Origin of the sequence: Pseudomonas syringae group sp. J254-4, assembly GCF_032586855.1 — a bacterium.
Lineage (GTDB): Bacteria > Pseudomonadota > Gammaproteobacteria > Pseudomonadales > Pseudomonadaceae > Aquipseudomonas > Aquipseudomonas amygdali.
This window is the reverse complement of sequence record NZ_JAWHOO010000006.1, coordinates 92,592-113,444: the sequence shown is the minus strand read 5'-3', so window position 1 is coordinate 113,444 and position 20,853 is coordinate 92,592. Positions and strand designations below refer to the sequence as shown.

Annotated in this window: 15 protein-coding genes; 5 read left to right on the top strand and 10 right to left on the bottom strand. The window is 60.0% G+C overall.

Features of this window, described 5'->3' with window-relative positions:
• Positions 1 to 164: 164 nt before the first annotated feature.
• Entirely contained in the window at positions 165 to 353 is a 189-nt protein-coding gene (locus RYB09_RS09855; protein ID WP_219170290.1) for a Flp family type IVb pilin, read from the top strand.
• 96 nt (positions 354 to 449) lie between these two features.
• Positions 450 to 857, top strand: coding sequence for a response regulator (locus RYB09_RS09850; protein ID WP_002555358.1), 408 nt, complete (start codon positions 450 to 452; stop codon positions 855 to 857).
• A gap of 20 nt (positions 858 to 877) precedes the next feature.
• Here RYB09_RS09850 and pbpC read toward each other — a convergent pair whose 3' ends face one another.
• Positions 878 to 3,226, bottom strand: coding sequence for a peptidoglycan glycosyltransferase PbpC (gene pbpC / locus RYB09_RS09845; RefSeq protein ID WP_316888160.1), 2,349 nt, complete (start codon positions 3,224 to 3,226; stop codon positions 878 to 880).
• 95 nt (positions 3,227 to 3,321) lie between these two features.
• Between pbpC and RYB09_RS09840 the strand changes: the two genes are divergently transcribed.
• Positions 3,322 to 3,615, top strand: coding sequence for a hypothetical protein (locus RYB09_RS09840; RefSeq protein ID WP_002555356.1), 294 nt, complete (start codon positions 3,322 to 3,324; stop codon positions 3,613 to 3,615).
• Positions 3,616 to 3,912: 297 nt separating this feature from the next.
• Here the strand turns inward: RYB09_RS09840 and RYB09_RS09835 are convergent, their stop codons facing one another.
• Positions 3,913 to 8,862 (bottom strand): alpha-2-macroglobulin, encoded by a 4,950-nt coding sequence (locus RYB09_RS09835; protein ID WP_316888159.1) that lies wholly within the window; start codon positions 8,860 to 8,862, stop codon positions 3,913 to 3,915.
• Between the two features lie 282 nt (positions 8,863 to 9,144).
• Here RYB09_RS09835 and RYB09_RS09830 point away from each other — a divergent pair, with 282 nt between their 5' ends.
• Entirely contained in the window at positions 9,145 to 10,485 is a 1,341-nt protein-coding gene (locus tag RYB09_RS09830; protein WP_219170284.1) for an MATE family efflux transporter, read from the top strand.
• On the opposite strand, the gene RYB09_RS09825 is transcribed toward RYB09_RS09830, so the two are convergent.
• From RYB09_RS09825 to RYB09_RS09800, 6 genes are all read right to left on the bottom strand, one after another.
• Positions 10,479 to 11,381 (bottom strand): alpha/beta hydrolase, encoded by a 903-nt coding sequence (locus tag RYB09_RS09825; protein WP_219170282.1) that lies wholly within the window; start codon positions 11,379 to 11,381, stop codon positions 10,479 to 10,481. The genes RYB09_RS09830 and RYB09_RS09825 overlap by 7 nt on opposite strands.
• Before the next feature lie 80 nt (positions 11,382 to 11,461).
• Positions 11,462 to 12,868, bottom strand: coding sequence for a type VI secretion system Vgr family protein (locus RYB09_RS09820; RefSeq protein WP_316888155.1), 1,407 nt, complete (start codon positions 12,866 to 12,868; stop codon positions 11,462 to 11,464).
• Between the two features lie 322 nt (positions 12,869 to 13,190).
• Positions 13,191 to 15,104, bottom strand: coding sequence for an arginine decarboxylase (speA, locus tag RYB09_RS09815; protein WP_058402612.1), 1,914 nt, complete (start codon positions 15,102 to 15,104; stop codon positions 13,191 to 13,193).
• Positions 15,105 to 15,204: 100 nt separating this feature from the next.
• Positions 15,205 to 15,576: a translation initiation factor Sui1 gene (locus RYB09_RS09810; protein ID WP_004655683.1), complete on the bottom strand. Its 372-nt coding sequence runs from the start codon at positions 15,574 to 15,576 to the stop codon at positions 15,205 to 15,207.
• A 188-nt stretch (positions 15,577 to 15,764) separates the two neighbouring features.
• Positions 15,765 to 16,310 (bottom strand): NUDIX hydrolase, encoded by a 546-nt coding sequence (locus tag RYB09_RS09805; protein WP_219170278.1) that lies wholly within the window; start codon positions 16,308 to 16,310, stop codon positions 15,765 to 15,767.
• Positions 16,310 to 17,389, bottom strand: coding sequence for a DUF2333 family protein (locus RYB09_RS09800; protein ID WP_316888152.1), 1,080 nt, complete (start codon positions 17,387 to 17,389; stop codon positions 16,310 to 16,312). The genes RYB09_RS09805 and RYB09_RS09800 overlap by 1 nt, the downstream gene beginning before the upstream one ends.
• A 301-nt stretch (positions 17,390 to 17,690) precedes the next feature.
• On the opposite strand from RYB09_RS09800, the gene RYB09_RS09795 reads away from it, so the two are divergent.
• Entirely contained in the window at positions 17,691 to 19,346 is a 1,656-nt protein-coding gene (locus RYB09_RS09795) for a PleD family two-component system response regulator (protein WP_316888150.1), read from the top strand.
• Positions 19,347 to 19,354: 8 nt separating this feature from the next.
• Here the strand turns inward: RYB09_RS09795 and RYB09_RS09790 are convergent, their stop codons facing one another.
• Positions 19,355 to 20,143: a response regulator transcription factor gene (locus tag RYB09_RS09790; protein WP_193601331.1), complete on the bottom strand. Its 789-nt coding sequence runs from the start codon at positions 20,141 to 20,143 to the stop codon at positions 19,355 to 19,357.
• 168 nt (positions 20,144 to 20,311) lie between these two features.
• Positions 20,312 to 20,782: an A24 family peptidase gene (locus RYB09_RS09785; RefSeq protein ID WP_058402698.1), complete on the bottom strand. Its 471-nt coding sequence runs from the start codon at positions 20,780 to 20,782 to the stop codon at positions 20,312 to 20,314.
• Positions 20,783 to 20,853: the final 71 nt, after the last annotated feature.

The following is a 20,853-nucleotide window of genomic DNA, read 5'->3' as shown; positions in this document are numbered from 1 at the left end:
ATAGCGTTTGACCACGCCAGACGCAGGGGATGGCCAGTCTTATAACTTTCCGGTTAATGCTTTATTGAGATTGTGGGTTTACGGATTGGAGACAATGCTGTGCAGGCAGACAGTTTCGCATGTGACACGCATGTTCGCGCCTAGAAGGCACAAGGAGAAATGAGATGTCCCTTACACGGCTATACGTAGGTACCTATATCCGGGTTAAATCCTTTATCAAAGACCGTGAAGCCGCTTCGGGTATAGAGTACGCCTTGATCGCAGCGATGGTTGCAGTGGCTATCATCGCTTTTGTTCCCACGATAAACGCCAAGATCACTACAATGTTTACAACTATTCAGAATGCGTTGTGAGTTGAGCACAGATGGAGATATGTCAGTAGATAGCCTTTTTTAACAGGAGTAATCTGGATATCCTGATCGCATTTATTCACGTTTAAAGGTGTCAAAATGGCTGTCCATCCTACCCGCCAACAGCTGCTGTTGGTTGATGACGAAGAGGACGCGAACGAGGAGCTTGCAGAACTGCTCGAAGGCGAGGGGTTCTGCTGTTTCACGGCGTCGTCCGTGAAAATGGCCCTGCACCAGCTGACAGCCCATCCGGATATCGCGCTGGTGATTACCGATCTGCGGATGCCGGAGGAAAGCGGTATCCAGTTGATCCGCCACCTGCGCGAGCACACGTCGCGTCAGCACCTGCCTGTCATCGTGACCTCTGGGCACGCCGACATGGACGACGTCAGCGACCTGTTGCGCCTGCATGTACTGGACTTGTTCCGCAAACCTATCTACCACGTTCGTCTGCTGGAAACGCTCAACAACCTGTTCCCCGAGCCGAAAATCTTTCAGGTTCAGTGACCACAGCGTTTTCGTAACCTTCACTCCACCACGCTGAATTCAACCCTCGCGGTCTGGCCGCTTTCGTCCAGTACGCTTAATTGATAACGGCCCGGCTTGCTCAGGGTCGGGGTGAAGTCTTGCCGGGTGTCGGTGTCTGCCAGTGGCGCGCCGTCAATGAACCACCAGCGATGTCCGCTGCCGCCCAGGGCCGAGAGTCTGAGGCGCAGCGCCTGACGGCTGCTCGCTGGCAGGCGCAGGTTGTCGCCTTCGCGCACGCCGACGATGCTAAGCGGCGGTGCCTGGTTGAGGTTCTGTGGTGGACAGTCCGGGTCGGCGGGTGGCAGGCGGGCTTCGCGTCGTTCGGCCCTGGGCAGCCAGGGTTCCAGAGGGGCAGGCCAAAGCGCGATGTCCTGCGCTTGAACGTCCGGGCAACCGGCAGCCACGCGTAACCCCTTGGCGTTGATCCAGACACGTTCCTGCAAGCCCAGGCCGAGCGGTTGATCGGCCGCCTGCAAGGTTGGCGGCGTGGTGCCGTCCAGTGTCCAGGCGAAGCGCTGTCGACGGCAGTTCGGGTCGCTTTTGCTCATCGGTTGCCCCAGCGGCCAGCAGATCGCTGCCATGCCGACATTCAGCGGCACCGGTTGCACCGGCGCAGCGATCCCGCGCTGGCTGTCGCGATTGACCAGCACATCATGAACCTGAAGCATCAGTGGCGCTGCCGACGCCAGCCCGAACTGCCCCGGCACCGGTGTGCCGTCCGGGCGACCGATCCATACCCCGACCAGAAAACGCGGCCCCACGCCAATCGCCCAGGCATCGCGGAAGCCATAGCTGGTGCCGGTCTTCCAGGCCAGTTGCGGGCGCTGCACCAGCTCGGCGCGCGGGTCTATGTCCGGACGCGACTGGCCGCTGAGGATGCGCCGGATGATCCACGCGGCCCCTGGCGACATCATCCGCCGTTCGCGCAATCGGTCCTGCGGTTGCAATCGAACATCGGCGCTTCGCCCGCCACGAGCGAAGGCGCTGTATCCCGTCACCAAATCCTCCAGCCGACTGCCCGCACCTCCCAGAATCAGCGCCAGATTCGGCTCGGCCAGCGGCGGCAGGGTCAGCGGTACGCCGCCATTGCGCAGTTCGGCGGCGAAGCGTTTCGGTCCATAGACCTCCAGTAACTGTACGGCAGGCAGGTTGAGCGACATCGACAGCGCCGAACTGGCCGCGACCGGCCCGCCGAAGCCGGTCGAAAAGTTGCCCGGCCGGTAGTCGCCGTAGCGACGCGGGACGTCCTGCATCAGTGATTCGGAGTGGATCAGCCCGGCATCCATTGCCATGCCGTACAGGAATGGCTTGAGGGTGGAGCCGGGCGAACGCAGCGCTGTCACCATGTCCACATGCCCGAAACGTTTGGCGTCGTTGATGTCCACAGAACCCACATAAGCGCGCACGGCCATGTTTTCTGCCTCGACTACCAGAATCGCTGCCGAGGTCCGTTTCGGAAGGCGCGCGCGCCAGCCCATCAGCAGGTCTTCCATGCGCCGTTGCAGTGAGGCATCCAGCGTGGTGCGGATCAGCGGCGGGCTGTTGGGGCGATTAAGGCGTCGGGCCAGCAGCGGCGCAAGGCTGGGTTCCTGTCGCGGTGCCAGCCATAACGGCTCTTCCAGAGCCTCGTCCACACTGGTTTGCGGCCATACCTGAAACTCGGCGAGACGCCTCAGGACCTTGTCGCGGGCAGCTTGCGCCCGTTGTGGATGACGGTCCGGACGCAGGCGGCTGGGTGCCTGTGGCAGCACCGCCAGCAATGCAGCCTCTGCGCGAGTCAGATTGTGTGGGGATTTGCCCAGATACGCCCAGCTGGCGGCCGCCACCCCTTGCAACGTGCCGCCGAATGGTGCGCGATTGAGGTACAGGCTGAGGATTTCATCCTTGGACAGGTGCCACTCAAGCTGCAAGGTGCGCCACAGCTGGCGAAACTTTCCGGATAACGTACGCGAATGCGGATCGAGCAGCCGCGCCACCTGCATTGACAGCGTACTGCCACCGGATACCACGCGCGCGCCACTGAGGTTTTGCCAGGTAGCACGTACCAGCGCCAGCGGGTTTACGCCAGGATGGCTGTAGAACCAGCGGTCTTCGTAGGTCAGCAGTGCTTCAAGGTAATAAGGCGAAACCTGCTCGTTGCTGACCGGATAGCGCCACACGCCATTGGCATCGGCAAAGCGCCACAGCGGTGTGCCGTCCTCGGCCAGCACGACGCGGGCCAGATCGTCTTTGGGCAGTGGCAACGGCCACAGGCGATCCGCCAGCCAAAGCAGGGCGATCAGCAGCATGATCGCGCCTGCCAGCCACTTGAGTTTTTGCCGCAGACGCAGAAGAAATTCAGGTTTCAACGCAAAGAGCCTTTATTATCCACGGAACCTGACACGCCTTGCGACGGCCAAAGCGGACAGATCATTTTCTTCACGACCCCAATCAGGACGTACATATGCAGGTAGAAGGCTTTTTTGAATGGCTCGGGCAGGCCATCGGCGCGGTGATTCGCTTCTTCGTCGACGGTCTGGCGTGGTTGTTCAACGGGTTTACCCATGCTGGAGGAAATTTTGTCGATGGCCTGTCACGCACGCTGGGCATGGACACTTCACTGATCAGCATCGTCGCACTGATCATCGGCCTGATGCTGCTTTACTCGGCTGTCCGGGCATTCATGCGCGCCTCGATCATCCTCGGGATCATCTGGCTGGCGCTGGGCCTCTGGTTGCTGAGCTGGATCATTCATTGATGCGTTGAAGGCTAGCCTGCCGCCATTGTGGGTGAACGGGGCGACGCCTTCGCGAGCAAGCTCGCTCCCACGTAGATACACCGAAGAACCACCATTGCTGTCGATGCAGTGAGGCCTTTGTGGGAGCGAGCTTGCTCGCGAAGACGATGGTTCGGGCACGCTGTTTCCGAAGCCTGTACCGGTCCTTTCGCGAACAATGCGGATCGCCGCCCCGGTCGCTCCTACTGGATCTGTGGTGCGTCGGCCCCTTTGTGAGCAAGCTTGCTTCCACTGTCATGCATTCCAATCAATTGGCGATCATTTTCCCTTCACCACCATCTGCGCTGGCGCTTCGCCCAGGGCTTGCCAGTTCGGGCGGTACATGGATTCGACCTGCGGCGGCGGCACGCGGTACGTACCCGGCGTGACTGCCCGGGCCAGGTAGAGCAGGTGCACGGTGCTGCTGCCGTCGATATCCAGCGCCGCCACGTAACGATCACCGCGGTATTCCTGATGCTTGATCCCGGCGTTTTCCATCGATTCGCGGATCGTCTTCACTTCTTCACTGGCGTCTTCCAGGCTTGCCGAGCTTTGCGCCAGGTTCTGGTTTTCCAGTTCCAGGCCCGCAGGCAGCAGGTCCACCACCAACGCATCCGGTACGCGCTGTTTGGCACCAATCTCCAGATGCACCAGCACCAGTTGCCCGGTTTTCAAGGCGCCGACGTTCAGTGGCGCGCCGCTCAGGCTCAGGTATTCGCGACGAATACTCAGATTTTCGCCACCGGCCGCAGGCGCCTGGGTTGGATAACCGGAGACGGTCAGTTGCTGATAGAGCGGCTCGCTACCTTGATTGTGTACTGAAAGCGGCGAAGCCAGCAGTGCACCGTCCAGCTTGAGGCCCGGCTGTTTGTTGCTCAGCTCGCGGGTTTGAGTGCCGCTGGCGAGGCTGGCGGTCCAGTCCTTCTCCGCCTTACCCAGCAGGTTACGACCGGCAAGGAACAGCGAGTTGCTTTCCTGAGTGGACAGGTAGCGATTGGCGGCCACTTCATCGGCCAAGGCAAACAGGCGCTCGTCACGCCTTTCCCTGGCGAGATCATTTTCTTCCAGCAAGGCCAGAATCAGTGCCTGATCACGCAGCGAGCTGCCGTAGTCGGCCAGCCATTCATTTTTGCGGCTGACTGCCAGGCCTGCGCTCAGGGCCAGATCGGCACGCGGTTTGTCGCCCATCTTCTCCAGCGCAACCGCCAGTTGCACCAGCGGCAGCCCGGAGCGGGCGTCACTGCGTCGGTCGAACAGGCTGCGCAAGGCCGCTAGCGGAGCCTGTTGGCTGCGTGACAGCACCAGCCCCGCATAGGCTTGCACGGCGAAGCGCGTATGTTCGGCGTTCTGGCTGTAATTGACCTGAATCTGGCCGGCATCCTGCAGATAACGCAACAGGCGTTCACTGGCTTTCTTCAGCGCATCCGGCGGCACGGCAAAGCCCTGATCGCGGGCGCGCAGCAGGAAGTCGGTGACATAGGCGGTCAGCCAGTATTCCTCGTCGCTGTCCGAGCCCCAAAGGCCAAAGCTGCCGTTGTAACGTTGCATGCCCAGCAGGCGCTCGATGCCGATCTCGACCTTGCGCTTGCGTTCGGCATCCGGTTCGCCGCTCAGGCCCAGACGCTTGAGGGTCGCCGCGTCGGCATACAGCGATGGATACAGGCCGCTGGCGGTCTGCTCCAGGCAACCGTAAGGGTAGGCCTTCAGTGCCCGAATCTGTTCACCAATGTTCAGCGGCGGACGGCTCGACAGCGACAGCATGGCTTCGCGACCGGCAGGCTCGAAGGCTTCAAGTGCACCGTCCGGCAGGCTCCAGCTTTGCTCGTTGAGAGTGGCGCGATAATGCCTGAGCATCGCCGGGTAGGCAGGGCGCACACCGATGCTCCACTCGCGAGTGAAGGCGGGCAGGGTTTCACCGGGCAGGTCCAGACCTTCGACCAGCACTTTGATTTTGCCCTGACCCAGTCCACCCTGCGCCAGTACCGGCACTTTAAGGGTGACGCGCTGCCCCTCTTTGAGTTGCAAGGGTTTGCTCTGATCGCCGCCAGGAATGCTCAACTGGCCTTCAGCGCTGATCTTCACGTCCAGTTTCTGTGCTTTGCCCGACAGGTTGGAGATGTCCAGCGCGACGCTGGTCTGGTCGCCACCGGCCAGAAAACGCGGCGTCGACAGCTCGGCGATGATCGGCGCAGCCACCACGGTTTTCGCCTCGGCCATGCCGTAGCGGTCGTCGGTCCAGGCCTGAGCCATGACCCGCAGTTCGCCGTTGAAGTCTGGAATGTCAACACTCGCTTCGCCTTCACCCGCGTCGTTCAGGGTAACCGGCGCGCTTTGCAGTGCCACGATGGTCACGCTGGTGTCCGGACGCTTACCGCCTTTGGCCAGCGCATCACCACCGAACGCCATGCTGGCCAGACGGCCCTGACCGGCTTCGATCAACTGGCCGTAGATGTCCAGTTGGTCCGCGCCATACTGCTTGCGGCCAAACAGGCTGGCAAACGGGTCGGGCGTGGCGTAGCGGGTGATGTTGAGAATGCCGACGTCCACTGCCGACACCAGCACTTGCACCTGCCTTGGCACGCTGCCATCGGCATTTTTGGCGACAATCTTGAGTTTAAGCGGCTGTTTGGGGCGCATTTTCTCCGGTGCGGTGACCGTCAGCGCCAGTTTGCGTTGCGCACGATCCAGCGGCAGGTGCAGCACTCCCACTGCGCGTTTCGGTGTGACGTTGGCCTTGCGCTCGCCGGGGCGTATGACCAGAGCGGTGACGTACAGATCGTGGCGCGCCCATTTTTTGTCCAGAGGGATTTCATACGATTTGCCCTCGGCCGGCACGTCGATTTCCTTCCACCACAATGGGCCTTCGCTGGACTCGACCAGCAGATAGCCCTTGCCCGCAGCGGGTGGCGTGACGGTCACAGTGGCGGTGTCGCCGTCGTTGTAGGCCGGTTTGTCCAGCGCCAGCTTGACCTGATCCGGCCTGACCGCGCCGCCATCGGTGTTGTCCTGCCAACGATAGCCCGCCCAGAAGCGCAGGCTGCTGACCATACCGGTGGACGGGTCTTCCACTTCGACACGGTAAGGGCCCCACTCGACCGGGAAGCTGATTTTGGCCGTTGAGTCCTTGGTGATGTTGAGGGTTTCCTCGTTCAGGTTGAGGAATTTCTCGTTGAAGTGGTAGCTCCAGCCATCGTTGGCCGAATAATTCCAGTAGTAGTCACGGCGCTCACGAATCAACCGGACTTTTACATTATCTGCGGCCAGTTTGTTGCCAGCGGCATCGGCCATCACGATTTCAAATTCGGCCGGGCCGTCGCCGTTGGTCTGCGCTTCGCCCTTGCCGGCTTCGTCGTCGTAGTCATCGCTGCCTGTACTGCTGCCGAACAACGCACGCACGCCGGGCAAGTGCTCGGCAGGCCAGATCGGCTGCACCAGACGACGGGTGATCGGACGCCCGCCGGACTCTTGCAGGCTGGCTTGCAGAATCAGTTGCAGTGGCGATTTGGCTTGCGCCCATTCGCTCTGCACGGCAAGCGTCGAGTGGCCTTCGGCGTCGAGCGTAACGGGCTCCAGCTCCAGGTCGTGCTTGAGGTCTTCTTCGGTGATCGAACCGAACTGATAGCCCGGCAGTTTCGGCACGGCTTCGCGCAGCGGACGCACGTAGACCTGACCGGTCAGGGTATTGCCCGAGGCGGGCGCGCCATACAGGTAGCGGCCAGTGATATCGAACTCGGGGTTGTCAGCAGGCGCAACCGGTGTGTCGCTGCCCTTGAGTTCCAGAGCCAGGCGCTCGGGCAGGAAGTCTTCAACCTTGAATTCATAAAGCTGCGGTTTGCCGTCGCCCAGGTCGAACACCAGTTGCCAGCGACCGGTGGGCGCTTCGTCGGCGAGTTGCAATTGATACTGGTAGAACCCGCTGCTGTCGGCTTCCCAGACGAATTTGCGGCTGACCTGATCATCAGGGCGGCGCACTTCGACGGTGATGGGTTGTGGCTTGACGTTCTTGCCGTCGCTGTCACGCAGCAGGCCGTTGAGCAGCACGGTTTCACCGGGGCGATACAGGTCACGCGGGCCGAAAATGAAGAATTGCAGCGGGTGAGCCTGCGGGCCGGAGATGTCGAACTCGGCCAGGTCCAGCGCCGAGCTGTTCAGGCGCAGCATGCTGGTCTGTTCGTCCTTGTGCGCCAGCACCACCGCGGCCTTGGCTGGCAGCGGCAGTTGAGTGTGGCCGTCGCTGTCGGTCTTGCCCTGGGCGACAACCTTGCCGCTGTCGTCGTACACGTCGATGCTCACATCGCTCAGCGCCTTGCCGCCCTCGAGCGCCTGAGTGAAGACGTCCAGACGGTTGCTGTAACGGTGTACCGACAGGCCGATATCACTGAGGGTGAACAGGGTGGCCGGCTGCGAGTAGCTGTAGGTCCCCGAAGCGCGCATGACTGCCAGATAAACACCCGGCTGTTGCAGGGGTTTGATACCGGCAATCGGCAGCAGCAGGGTCTCACGGGTATTGCGCGCAGGCTTGAGGTCGAAACGGCCGCTGTAGACCAGTTCGGCCATGGGCAGCAGTTCTTCGGAGCTGTAGCTGGACAGGCTCGACGCGCCGTCCCACTGGGCGAGGAAGTTGGGCATCGAGTCGGGTTTGACGCGGAAGAATTCGACATCCACCTTGTCGACGTTCAGGGCGATGACTGGCAGGCCCTCGGCCAGACGCGTCGGCAACAGGCTGCCACGGCTGGCGAAGCCGACGGTGGCTTGCAGGTCACGGGTTTCCAGACGGCTGATGTATTCGGCTGCGAGTGTGGCCTTGTTGACGGCCTGCAGACCGGCATCGACGGTCAGCACCAGTTTGCGCTGCGGCTCAAGGTGGCGCAGGCGCAGTTCCATGAGGTTGTCCGACAGCTCCCAGGCACCGTCGACCTTACCGTTCTTGCTGTCCACCAGATGAAGTTTTTCGCCGAACTTCTGTTCCGGATCGAGCGGCACGGAAAAGCTCACCGACAAGGCGCTTGCACCGTCGATCTGGATTTCCGACACGTCGATGACGGTCAGTTCGCGTCCTGCGTAGCGCTTGCTCAGCGCGGCGAGGTCGACTGCGGGTTTGGGCTTTGTATCGGTAACCGCTGCCTGAGTCGTGGGTGCCGCGGCTGGCACAGGCTTATCCTGAGAGGAGGAATCACAGGCGCTCAGCAACGCAAGCGCGCAAGCCAGAAACAATCCTTTGTTGAACATGGTGGCACTCATCGGCAACGGTAGAGAGGGTGCGACTATATAACAGTCGTGATGACAAGTATTACTGTCAGATTGAACAGGTAGCCCCTCGCATTCCTCGCACGCCAGCGCAAGACACAGAGCGCGGCGATCGTTCCTAACGCTCACCAGCGTGGGAATGCCTTGAGTGACGCTCCGCGTCACAACTGTTCGCTGCGCTGCACATTCATGACCTGGCCACCATCATCTGAACAGCAAAGCCTTGGCGCTCTGGCTACAATGCTCGCCTTGCCGGGAGTTCTCATGTCCACGTTGCTCAACGATTGGCGTCATCGCTCAACCCATCGTCGTGTCTGGGCGCTGGCTGCGCCGATGATTCTGTCGAATATTTCCGTTCCGCTGGTAGCGCTGGTCGACAGCGCAGTGATCGGTCATCTGCCGCACGCGCATCAGTTGGGTTCCGTCGCGGTCGGGTCGACGCTTTACACCTTCCTTGCCTGGGCCATGGGTTTTCTACGCATGGGCACCACCGGTTTTGCCGCGCAGGCGGCAGGGCGCAATGACAGTGCTGCGCTGCGCCGGATCCTGTTGCAGGGGCTGTTGCTGGCCGTCGGGCTGGCGTTGTTGCTGGGTGTGATCGCCTTGCCGTTCAGCCATCTGGCGCTGGCGATGATGCAGCCGTCTGCCGATCTGCAGCAAATGACCCTGGATTTCTTCCACACCCGGCTGTTTGGCCTGCCTGCGGCGCTGGCCAGTTATGCGCTGGTCGGCTGGTTTCTCGGCGCGCAGAACGCCAGAGCGCCACTGGCCATTCTGCTCATCACCAATCTGGTCAATATCGCGCTCAACCTGTGGTTCGTCATCGGCCTGGACTGGGGCGTGGTCGGTTCGGCGCGTGCCTCGGTGCTGGCAGAGTGGACCGGCGTAGTGCTCGGTCTGCTGCTGGCCCGCAAGACCTTGCGCGCCTGGCCGGGGCAGATCGTCTGGTCAGCCCTGAGGCTGTGGAGTAACTGGAGACCCTTGCTGGCGGTCAATCGAGACATCTTTCTGCGCACACTGGCGCTGCAATCGGTGATGTTCCTGATCACTGTGCAGGGCGCTCGTCTGGGTGACGCAACGGTTGCCGCCAACGCATTGTTGCTCAACGGCCTGCTGTTGACTGCCCATGCACTGGACGGGCTGGCGCATGCAGTCGAGGCTCTGTGCGGCCATGCCATTGGTGCGCGTGACCGGGATACGCTGCGGCGCTCGCTGGTGGTCGCGGGAGGCTGGTCACTGATTGCCAGCGTGGCATTTGCGCTGTTGTTTCTGGTGGGTGGGCATGGGTTCGTCAGCGTGCAGACCGATATTCCCGAGGTTCGCGCAACGGCCATGACCTACCTGCCATATCTGGCGCTGATGCCATTACTGGCCGTCTGGAGTTACCTGCTGGACGGGCTGTTCATCGGTGCCACCCGTGCGCGTGAAATGCGCAACGCGATGCTGTTCAGCGCAGCAGGCATCGCGCCGGTGGCTTATCTGGCTTCCAGCCACGGCAATCACGCGCTATGGCTGACGTTTCTGGCCTTCACCCTGCTGCGTGGCCTGAGCCTTGGCGCCATTGCCTGGCGATTGACACGCCGGGACGGCTGGTTCGTTCACTGACTCTTCAAGGCCGCACGGTTCTTTTCCGCGAGCCTTTGCGGGGTGTGATTGACGAACATGTCGACCTCGTCGACCACCGGTGCCAGACCGCTTAACAGCTTGGCAAATGCGCCGACCAGCGTGCCGTGATTGGTGCGCGAGAAATACAGATCGCGTACCGGCACACCCGCCTCGCGCAATGCCCGCGCCAGGCCACCGGTGTTGCGTTTGGGGTTGACCAGCGAGTCCGTATTCGAGGCCATCAGCAACGCAGGGGGCGCGCTGGAACTGACGTGGTTGATGGGTTGCGAGTCAGGCGGTGAGTCGGGGAAAAAGAATACCGGTTTCACATCGGCGTTCTCGATAGGCAGAAAGTCGTACGGCCCGGCCAGCCCGATCCAGCCGCTGAGAATGGACGGCGACAAGCCTTCACGGGCCAGCCAGCGCGGGTCGAGCGCCAGCATCGCAGCGTTGTAGGCACCTGCACTGTGGCCCATCACGTACAAGCGGTCAGGATCGCCACCGTAGGTTTTTGCATGCTTGTGCGCCCAGGCCAGTGCCTTGGCTGAATCTTCCAGAAAGCTTGGGTAGCGCACCTGCGGATAGAGCCTGTAGTCGGCAATCACGACGACCATGCCACGTGCAGCCAGAGCCTCGCCGACGAAGGCGTAATCGGCTTTCGAACCGGTGTTCCAGCTGCCACCATAGAAAAACACCACGACTGGCGCGTTGGCCGGTTTAGCCTGCGGGGTGTAAACGTCCAGCGTGTTACGTGGATCCTGCCCGTAAGCCAACCCGTAGACATGATCGACAGGGCCGGTCGGATTCAACGTGTTGAGCAGCTTCAAGGGCGAGCAACCGGACAATGCTGCCAGTACGGCCCCCGTCATCAGTGTCAGGAAAATCACTCGTATCATAAGGGAAGGGCTCTGGCAGATAAGTCGGATATGCCTGAGACCGTCGCGCTTCGCCCCAGTGCCGCATAGTTACTGCTACGTCATTCAATAGCGTCCGGATCACCCGAAGAACGGCCATTCGCCTTGCTGGCAAAGCTGATGCGCGGGCTGCTCAGTGTCAGGCCATCATCGTCGATCTGCACCGTGCTGGACCCCGCATCCAGCGTGACTTTGCTGCCTTCACCAAGGTATAGGCGGACCCCGTCTGCCAGTTGCAGCTGTCGGTCAGGCCCGATGAACATTTGCCGGTCGATGTGCATTTGAACGTTATCGACAGGCGCTGGATCATTCTCGCGACGCGTCTCCTGCGCCGGCAGACAGCCGATGATCAGTGGTGGGTGTGTGTCATCCTCAGAAAAGCTCACCGCCACTGACATACCGACGCGACATTCGATATCCAGCCCCGGTGCCAGATGCAGCCAGCAGCCACTGCCCGGATCATTCGGGTGCTGCCACTCCCATTCCAGCCGGACGCGCACCCGGCCTGCCGCATCAAGCCTTGCCGGTTCACCGTTGATGCCGATGATCCAGCCGCGCTGAAGTGGCGCAATGGGCGGTCGCGGCACCGGGGCAGGCGTTCTGAAGCCGACTTCCCATGGTATGGCCTTGAACTGGTTCGAGTATCGATCTGATGCCCCGCAGTCATTGCCATCAACGAGGCCGAAGCGATGCCGGACTTCGGTGATCAGCCACATGTGGTTCCAGTGCTTCTCGGGATGGTCGGCCAGCGGCAGCAGTTCTGCGCAGGTCATGAACGGCAAGGTACTCTCGCCGGTTGCATGTTGGCCTGCGCGGCTGCCGGGCAGTTGCGTTGCATGCTCGGCGACGGCAAACCGGGTGACACCGGACTGTTGCGCGAATTGACGCCAGCGTGCGACAGGGCTGCGCGCAAACCCGTGCAGGTTGGCGCCGAACACCAGTTCGTGGCGACGTCGTGAATGGACAAAGTGGTAGTGAATGCCTTCTTCTGCGCACAGGCGCTGGACCAGTTGCAGGTCGGATTCCTGATACTGCACGCAACAGTCGCGTTCGCGGCACTCGGTCGGCAGGTCAAAACGGAAACAGTTCTTCAGACCATGTTCTTCGAGCACCTGGGCGATGATCCGGGTGGCGGTCATGTGCTGAAAGATGCGCGACTGGTGGCGTAACCCGAGGCAGGCCAGCCGAGGCCCCATTATCAGCGTGTAACAAGCCGGGCCGGGTTGGTAATGCTTGCGTGTCGCGCCTTGAATCTGACCGTGAAAGTTCTTCCGGCTTCCGAAGCTCAGCAAGGCAGGCTTGTACATCAGGCCGGTCAGGTCCAGATCCAGGCCGTCGCCAAGAATGTCCAGTTCAAAGGCAAAAGGCTGGCTGATCGCCTCGCTTGCGCTGAACGATATGACAGTGAAGCAGCGCTGCAGGCGGGCAATTTCCAGACGAAAGAGCGGCGCGCTGGTGGGGTCGGGCATGATGGAGTGCTTCTCTACCGGGAATGCGACCGCGAATTCTGGCGCAGAAAACGGGCAGGGTAGAGGGCTGCAGGTAGAACAGGACGTTGCCTACAAGGAATGTTGGTAGCGGCTTACGATGTGCGCATGACCATCGCGCCAACGCCTAAGTCTCGTAGGAGCGAGCTTGCTCGCGAAGAGGCCGGAACGCACCCCGAAACAAGGCGTTTGGCCTCATTCTCCTGGCTTATCAGAACTTGCCTGTAACGATGAGTGCACAGCATTGGCACCACAGTCACAGTAGATGGGGCCCCAATTGCAGGCCCCATCGCAAATCCCGAAATCAGGACGAAAGGTACGAAGAACGTGTCAGCCCCAGGCGCAGGGCGTCGAGGAAGTAGGTACGCTCGCGCGGGGTAATCTTGGCGCTGGCGACCTTGTCCCGGTAATGGGTCATCAGTTCTTCCGGCGACAAATGCACGTAGCGCAGCATGTCTTCGATGGTGTCGTGGGTTTCGATGCCTGCGTGGTAAACACTGCCGTCCGGGTTCTGGTAGATGTTCACCGAGTCGGTATCACCGAACAGGTTGTGCATGTCCCCCAGAATTTCCTGGTAGGCGCCTACCAGGAAGATCCCCAGCAGATAGTCTTCGCCTTCGTTCAATGAGTGCACCGGCATGCTGGTTTCGATGCTCTGCTCATCGACGTACTGCTTGATCTTGCCATCGGAATCGCAGGTCAGGTCCTGAAGCACGGCGCGGCGCACCGGCTCTTCGTCCAGACGGTGCAAGGGCAGAATCGGCAGCACCTGGCCGATGGCCCAGGTATCGGGCAGGCTCTGGAACACCGAGAAGTTGCAGATGTACTTGTCGGCCAGCTTGTCGTTGAGTTCGTCGAGCACCTGACGGTGCGAGCGTTGACGTGCCTTCAGCGAGTTGTACAGGCGGCGGCAGACGGCGAAGTAGCATTGCTCGCCCAGTGCCTTTTCCGACAGGCTGATCTTGCCATCGGCATACTGGGCCGCGATGTCGCTCATGTAGTGCGTGGCGCGCCAGTAGGTTTCGGTGACCATCTCGATGTCGGTCGGACCCAGCAGGTCCACCAGCCATTGCACGGTTTCCGGCAGGCTGGCCTTGTCGGCGATTTCCGGGACTTCGTCGTTGTGTTTTTCGACGTCGGTCACCTGGACCACCAGCATGGCGTGGTGGGCGGTCAGCGAGCGGCCGCTTTCCGAGAAAATATGCGGATGCGGCAGGCTCTGTGCATCGCAGAATTCCTTGAGCATACCGACCACTACACCTGCGTAGTCGTCCATGTCGTAGTTGATCGAACTGGCGTTGCGTGAGTGTGTGCCGTCGTAATCGACGCCCAGACCGCCGCCGACATCGATGTAATCCACCGGCAGGCCGAGTTTGCGCAGCTCACCGTAATAGCGGATAGCCTCTTTGAAGCCGTGCTGGTAATCAGCCAGGTTGGCGATCTGCGAGCCCATGTGGAAGTGCAGCAGGCGGATGCCTTGATCGAGCCCAGCCTTGCGGAAGCGTTCGACCACCGACAGCAATTGTGCGGCCGACAGACCGAACTTGGATTTCTCGCCGCCGGTGTCTGCCCATTTGCTCGACGCCAGGGAGGACAGACGCACGCGTAGGCCCACCTGAGGGGCGACCTTCAGCTCGGCGGCTTCTTCGATGACCAGCTCGACTTCGGATTCTTTCTCGATGACGATGAACACGTTGTGGCCCAGCTTCTGACCCATCAGCGCCAGACGGATGAACTCACGGTCCTTGTAACCGTTGCAGACGATGGTGCCGCCTTTGGGCGCCAATGCCAGCACAGCCATCAGCTCCGGTTTGGAACCCGCTTCCAGGCCGATAGAGACGTTCTGCGTGGCGATGATGTTTTCTACCACCGCTTCTTGCTGGTTGACCTTGATCGGGTACAGCGCGGTGTATTGGCTCTGGTATTCCAGGCGCGCAATGTTGCTGTCGAATGCACCGGTCAGTTGACGCACACGGTCTTGCAGAATGTCGGGGAAGCGCACCAGCAAGGGCAGCGACAGGCCGCTCTTGCGCAGGTTGTCGACCTGTTCGTAAAGGTCGATGGGGGAGCTGTCCGGCCCATTGGGACGGACTTCAACACGACCTGCTTCGTTGATTGCAAAATAACCCGCGCCCCAATGGCGAATACCATAAACGCTGCGGCTGTCCGCAACTGTCCATTGGCTGCCATCGTCTTTGCGTGTGCGTCGTACGGACATCGAAGTCCCCTATAAAGAAGTCGTTGCGCCAGCCAATAGCCAGCTGGGCGCAGTGTAATGAGTTGAAATGACGATTTGATTCGCTGCCCGCTACGCGGGTTCAGCCGCCGGACTTTTTAGCCTTGAAGCCTTTTTTGATCAGCTCTGCCAATAGCAGTTCGACGTGATCGCCCTGAATCTCGATCACGCCGTCCTTGAGCGATCCGCCTGTGCCGCAGCGCTGTTTGAGGGCCTTGGCGAGGTCTTTGAGCGGCTCTTCGGCCAGCGGGACACCACTGATGGTGGTGACGGTCTTGCCGCCACGGCCTTTGCTTTCCCGGCGCACGCGGGCAATACCGTCACCTTCGGGGATGGCGGTCTGTTTGCAGGTGCAGTCGGCAACGGGCTGACGACAATCCGGGCAGTGACGCCCTGCGTCGGTTGAAAACACCAGGCCACCGAGGGCGGCGAGAGAAGCGGCTTTTTTAGCCACGCAAAAATCCTCTTGTTGAGGACTGAAGATGGGTCGGGCTCACACGAGCCATCGACCGCGAAGCCCCACTCTGGCAGGGGCAGCGCTACTGAAACGGCAGGGCCGGTCCAGCTTGAAAAGGTCGCGCAGTGTAACGGCAAACAGACCGGTTGCTAAGGGGCTGGATGCGCCAATTTCTGAACACTGGCTTACTGAGCATTCTCTATCTGCTGCAGGTAGCGTTTCAGCGCCGCGAGCGAGTCCGGGCAGTAAGGGATTTCTTCAGCCTGATGCAGAACGTCGGCGATGGGCATGAAGCGCGCTTCCAGCACTTCTTCGGGCTGCAATCTCAAGGGCCCGTCCCACACGGCTGAAAACACGGCGCACCAGAGCCGGTTGCCCGGCTGATCGAAGAAAAACCGTTCGTGGGCCTGCAACGGTACGCCATTGACGCCCAGCTCTTCTTCCAGCTCCCGGGCAGCGGACTCGTCATAGCTTTCATCCGCCTGCACCATTCCGCCTGCGGCGACATCCCAATAACCGGGATAAATCGCTTTGCTCAGTGTGCGCCGATGAACGCAAAGCTCGCCGGCACTGTTGAACAGCAGGATATAAGTGCCGCGCCCGATCAGTCCGCGCTCGCGCAAATCGGCGCGGACCCGCGAGCCGAGCAGTCGGTCCTGCTCGTCGACCCAGGCGATCTGCTCGGCATCCGAGGCGGCACGGTGCGCGGCCTCGTTGGCAGGAATAGACATCAGCCTTGATTCAGCAACTGGCGCAGGTCGATGACCGCGGCGTTGGCACGCGAGATGTAGTTGGCCATGACCAGCGAGTGGTTGGCGAAAACACCGAACGGGCTGCCATTCAGGATCATCGGGCTCCACAGCGGTTCCTGGGACGCTTCCAGCTCACGAATGATCTGACGCACGCTGACGGTTGCATTCTTCTTGGCCAGTACATCGGCGAAGTCGACCTCGATGGCGCGCAGCAGGTGCGACAGAGCCCAGGCCTGGCCGCGTGCTTCATAGAACACGTTATCCACTTCCAGCCATGGGGTCTCGACGATTTCCTCGTCTACCTGCGGCACTTCGCCGGGCTTGACCGAAGCAGCAGACTCGGTTTTCAGTGTGCTGTTGAGTTTGACCCGGCCGACACTGGCCGAAAGGCGTTGCGACAGCGAGCCCAGACGGGTGCCGACATCACCCAGCCAGTTGTTCAGATTGTCGGCGCGGGCATAGAACAGCGCGCCTTTCTGGTTCGGGTCGGACAAACGTGCCTGGTAGCGACTCAGAGAGTTGATACCTTCGGCGTATTGCGACTCGCTGGAAGGCAGAATCCAGCTGCGATTGTTGAAGTTGAACAGCGGCTCGGCGCGAGCCAGATCGCCATCTTCGGCAGATTGAGACTGGGAACGGGCAAAGTCCTTGCGCAGCGCACGACTCAAGTCACGCACCTGCACCAGTACGCCGTATTCCCAGCTTGGAATGTTGTCCAGCCACAAGCCCGGTGGCATGCGGTCGTTGGACAGATATCCTCCGCGCTTGTTGAGCAGGGTGCCAGCCACGGTCTTGAGCGTTTCAACCGTCGTGTAGCCGATAACCATTGGCTTGCCTTCGCGCTCGGCGGCGGCTTGAGCGTTCTGTTGTACCGGGAACAGTGCAGGCTCTTTGCTCCAGTACCAGCCGACTACCAGTGCAACCAGCAGGTAAATCAAGATCAAGGCGCCCAGAGCGCGGCTATAGAACAGGTTACCCAGGTAACCGCGGCGTTTGACCGATGAAGTGTCAGCGGTGCGCTCACCCGCGCTGCCTGCGCGGTTCTTCCAATCCAGCATGGTAGGGTCCTTTCGATCTTGAGTTGAATGCTTCACGTGGGGTTCGACCGCAACCTTACCCTAAGGTGCGATCGGGGCAGCTGCAAGCTTCGAGCTTCAAGCCAGAAGCGAATTGCTTTCAACTTCCAGGTTGCAACTCAAGGCCTATAGCCAGGCTCTATCAGTCGATTGATTTTGAGTAATGGCTAAACGCCATCAAAATGTTGTCAAATAAGTGACTTACGGCACTGTTCTGTTGTAACGGAGGTGCTAGCATAGCGCCATCAGCCGTATTGCTCAGTAAAACCACAGTAGTCTCAATATGACCGAGCCAGAAGACCCTAGCCGAGATCGCCTGAAGCATCATTTTGCCCAACGGGTCATCCACCAGGCACGCCAGATTCTGGAGACGTGGCAACGTCTGCAGAAAGCCGAGTGGTCGGCTGGCGACATGGCTGAGCTCAAGGAATCGACGTTGCGTTTACTGCGCTTTGCCGAGCGCTTCGAGCAGGTTGAACACATTTCACTGGCGCATGACATCAACCAGGCACTTGAGGCTGTCGAAGCCAATCGCGGTCGCCTCAACAGCAGCGTCATCACTGACCTCAATCGTCTGATGCAACGTCTCTCCCGCACCGGGCTGCGGCATGGCGACCAGCTTGAGCAAACGTCGCTGCCTCCGCTGCGCAAGCCGGTCTATGTGGTCCTTCAGGACCATGAGCGGGCCGAGCGTCTGGCCAAGCAGCTGGAGTTTTTCGGTCTGGCAGCCCTGTCGCTGCACAGTGTTGCCGAGTTTCAGCGCGCAATGGCGCAACGGCATCCGGCGGCGATTGTCATGGATGTCGATTTCAGCGGGGCCGGTCAGGGTCTGAAGCTGGCCTCACAGGCCCAGGAAGGCCTGGAGCAGAAGCTTCCGCTATTGTTTTTCAGCATTAACGAAACCGATACGCCCACCCGCCTCGCAGCAGTGCGGGCCGGTGGCGAAGAGTTTTTGACCGGCGCGCTGGAAGCGTCGAGTCTGCTGGAAAAAATCGAAGTTCTGACCTGCGTCGCTCAATACGAACCCTATAAAGTGCTGATCATCGACGATTCCCGCGCTCAGGCAATGCACACCGAACGCATTCTGAATGCAGCCGGAATTGTTACGCGGGTTCTGCTCGACCCGATTCAGGCAATGTCCGAATTGGCGGAGTTCCAGCCGGATCTGATCATTCTCGATATGTACATGCCCGGTTGCACCGGCACTGAGCTGGCCAAGGTCATTCGCCATAACGACCGCTACGTCAGCGTGCCGATCATTTACCTGTCGGCCGAAGATGATCAGGACAAGCAGCTTGACGCCATGAGCGAGGGCGGCGATGACTTCCTCACCAAGCCGATCAAGCCACGTCATCTGATCACCACAGTTCGCAACCGCGCCGCCAGGGCCCGCAGCCTCAAGTCGCGCATGGTTCGTGACAGCTTGACCGGGCTCTACAACCACACGCACATTCTGCAACTGCTGGAAGATTGCAGCTTTCGCTCACGACGCGAGGGCAAGCCGCTGTGCTTTGCCATGCTCGATATCGACCACTTCAAGAAGGTCAACGACAGCCACGGTCACCCGATGGGAGACCGCGTCATCAAGAGCCTGGCGCTGTTTCTCAAGCAGCGCCTGCGCAAAACCGACTTCATCGGTCGTTACGGTGGTGAGGAATTTGCCATCGTCATGCCGGACACCGACATTCAGAGTGCCCATAAAGTGCTTGATGAGATTCGCCATCGCTTTGCGGAGATCCATTATCCCGCGCAGCCGACTGATCTGTTCTGCACTTTCAGCGCCGGGGTAGTTTCTCTGGGGGCGAATGACGACAGCCTGAGCCTTGCGTCACAGGCGGATACGGCGTTGTACTGCGCCAAGCACGCGGGCCGCAATCAGGTGCATTCGGCCCTCGTGGATGTGCCTTATCACGTCGTGTTGACGGAAATCGAGGCCTGATTCCGTTTTTAGCCCTGGCTTTCGATCAGCTTTTGCCGCTCTGCCGATTGGCCGGGTGAAAATGCCAAGGCCAGTTGGGTGCGGTTATGCATGTGGGTCAAGCGCAGCACTTGGGAAACGTAGAGCTTGACGGTGTTTTCGGTAATGCCCAGTTCGCAGGCAATCTGGTAATTGGTCAGTCCCTTGCTGACCAGCCGCGCCACATCAAGCTGGCGGGGTGACAATTTGGCCAGCGCCACGGGCATCTGTGCATCACTTTCGAGGCTGGTTTTGCGCTCCGACTGCGCCCTGTTCTGAACGTTATCCAGATTCTGATAGAGGTCGTCTATGGAGGCGGCCAGAAACTGAAGTTTCTCGTTGAGCAGGCCCAATTGTTGGCGATTTTTCTGCCGTTCGTTCAGCGCTTCCACCTGCAACTGGACACCCTCAAGCAACTCTTCAAGGTTGACCGGCTTTTGATAGTAATCAGCGATGCCGGCTCGCAGGGCCTTGATGACATCCTTTTTCTCGGCTTGTCCGGTCAGCATGATGGCCTCGAACAAATGCGTCTTGCCGCCAGCCATCTTCATCGCTTCGACCATCTCGATCCCGTTCATGCCTGGCATTTCCAGGTCGCACACTACGATGCCAATAGCGCTGTCGCTGCTGAAATGCTCGATGGCCTCAAGGCTTGAATAGCAGCGCACGCACTCATAGCCGCTGCTCTCTAGAAACTCACAGAGTTCTTCAACGATAAGAGGCTGGTCATCGACCACCAGAACTTTCGTGACCGGGTAGTTATCCACATGCAACTCCATGCTGTAAGGCCGGCAGACCGGAACCTTTATCCATTCAGCAAACATGATTAAGCGTTGTATAAACCGTCTCGGGTATTCCGATGACAGTACGCCACAGCGATGTATTAACCGTAGTCGTACTTTCTGACTATGTACATAGCATTAAACTTCCCATTGGCCGAGAGTCGACTAATGGAGCAACGCGACTGTCAGCAGCGAGCCAGCCAACAAAAAAGGTGAAAAGGGATATTTATCTGACGCATCAGCGAACATATAGGCGTAACGCCGCGCAACCTGTTGGTTTATATGACGCTGTACTTTCCTGGCAAGCAACGCCCAGATCAGCACGGCGACGCCTGCGCCGATAAACGTGCACAGCAAATAGGCGCTGTTGGAGGCGAGCGCGAGTGCGGTCATCAGCTTGACGTCTCCGGCGCCCAGCTTGCCGAGCGCATAACCAGGCAACGTCAGGCCCAGTGCCAGCGCCAGTGTCTGCGCGGCTTCCAGCGGTGCGGCGCCCAGCCAGGTTGTTCCTGTGCCTGCCAGCCAGGCAGCGGCCAGTGCTGCTGCGCCCAGTGTCAGGCTGTTTGAAATTTGCTTGCGTCGCGCGTCCTGTTCGGCGCAAATTGCAAACCAGACAAGCAGAAGAAATAGTTTTATCAAGCAAAAAACATCCTGTTTTCCGGAAAGAATCTATGCTCTGTTGAAGCAGTAAATGTCAGGGTAGACGT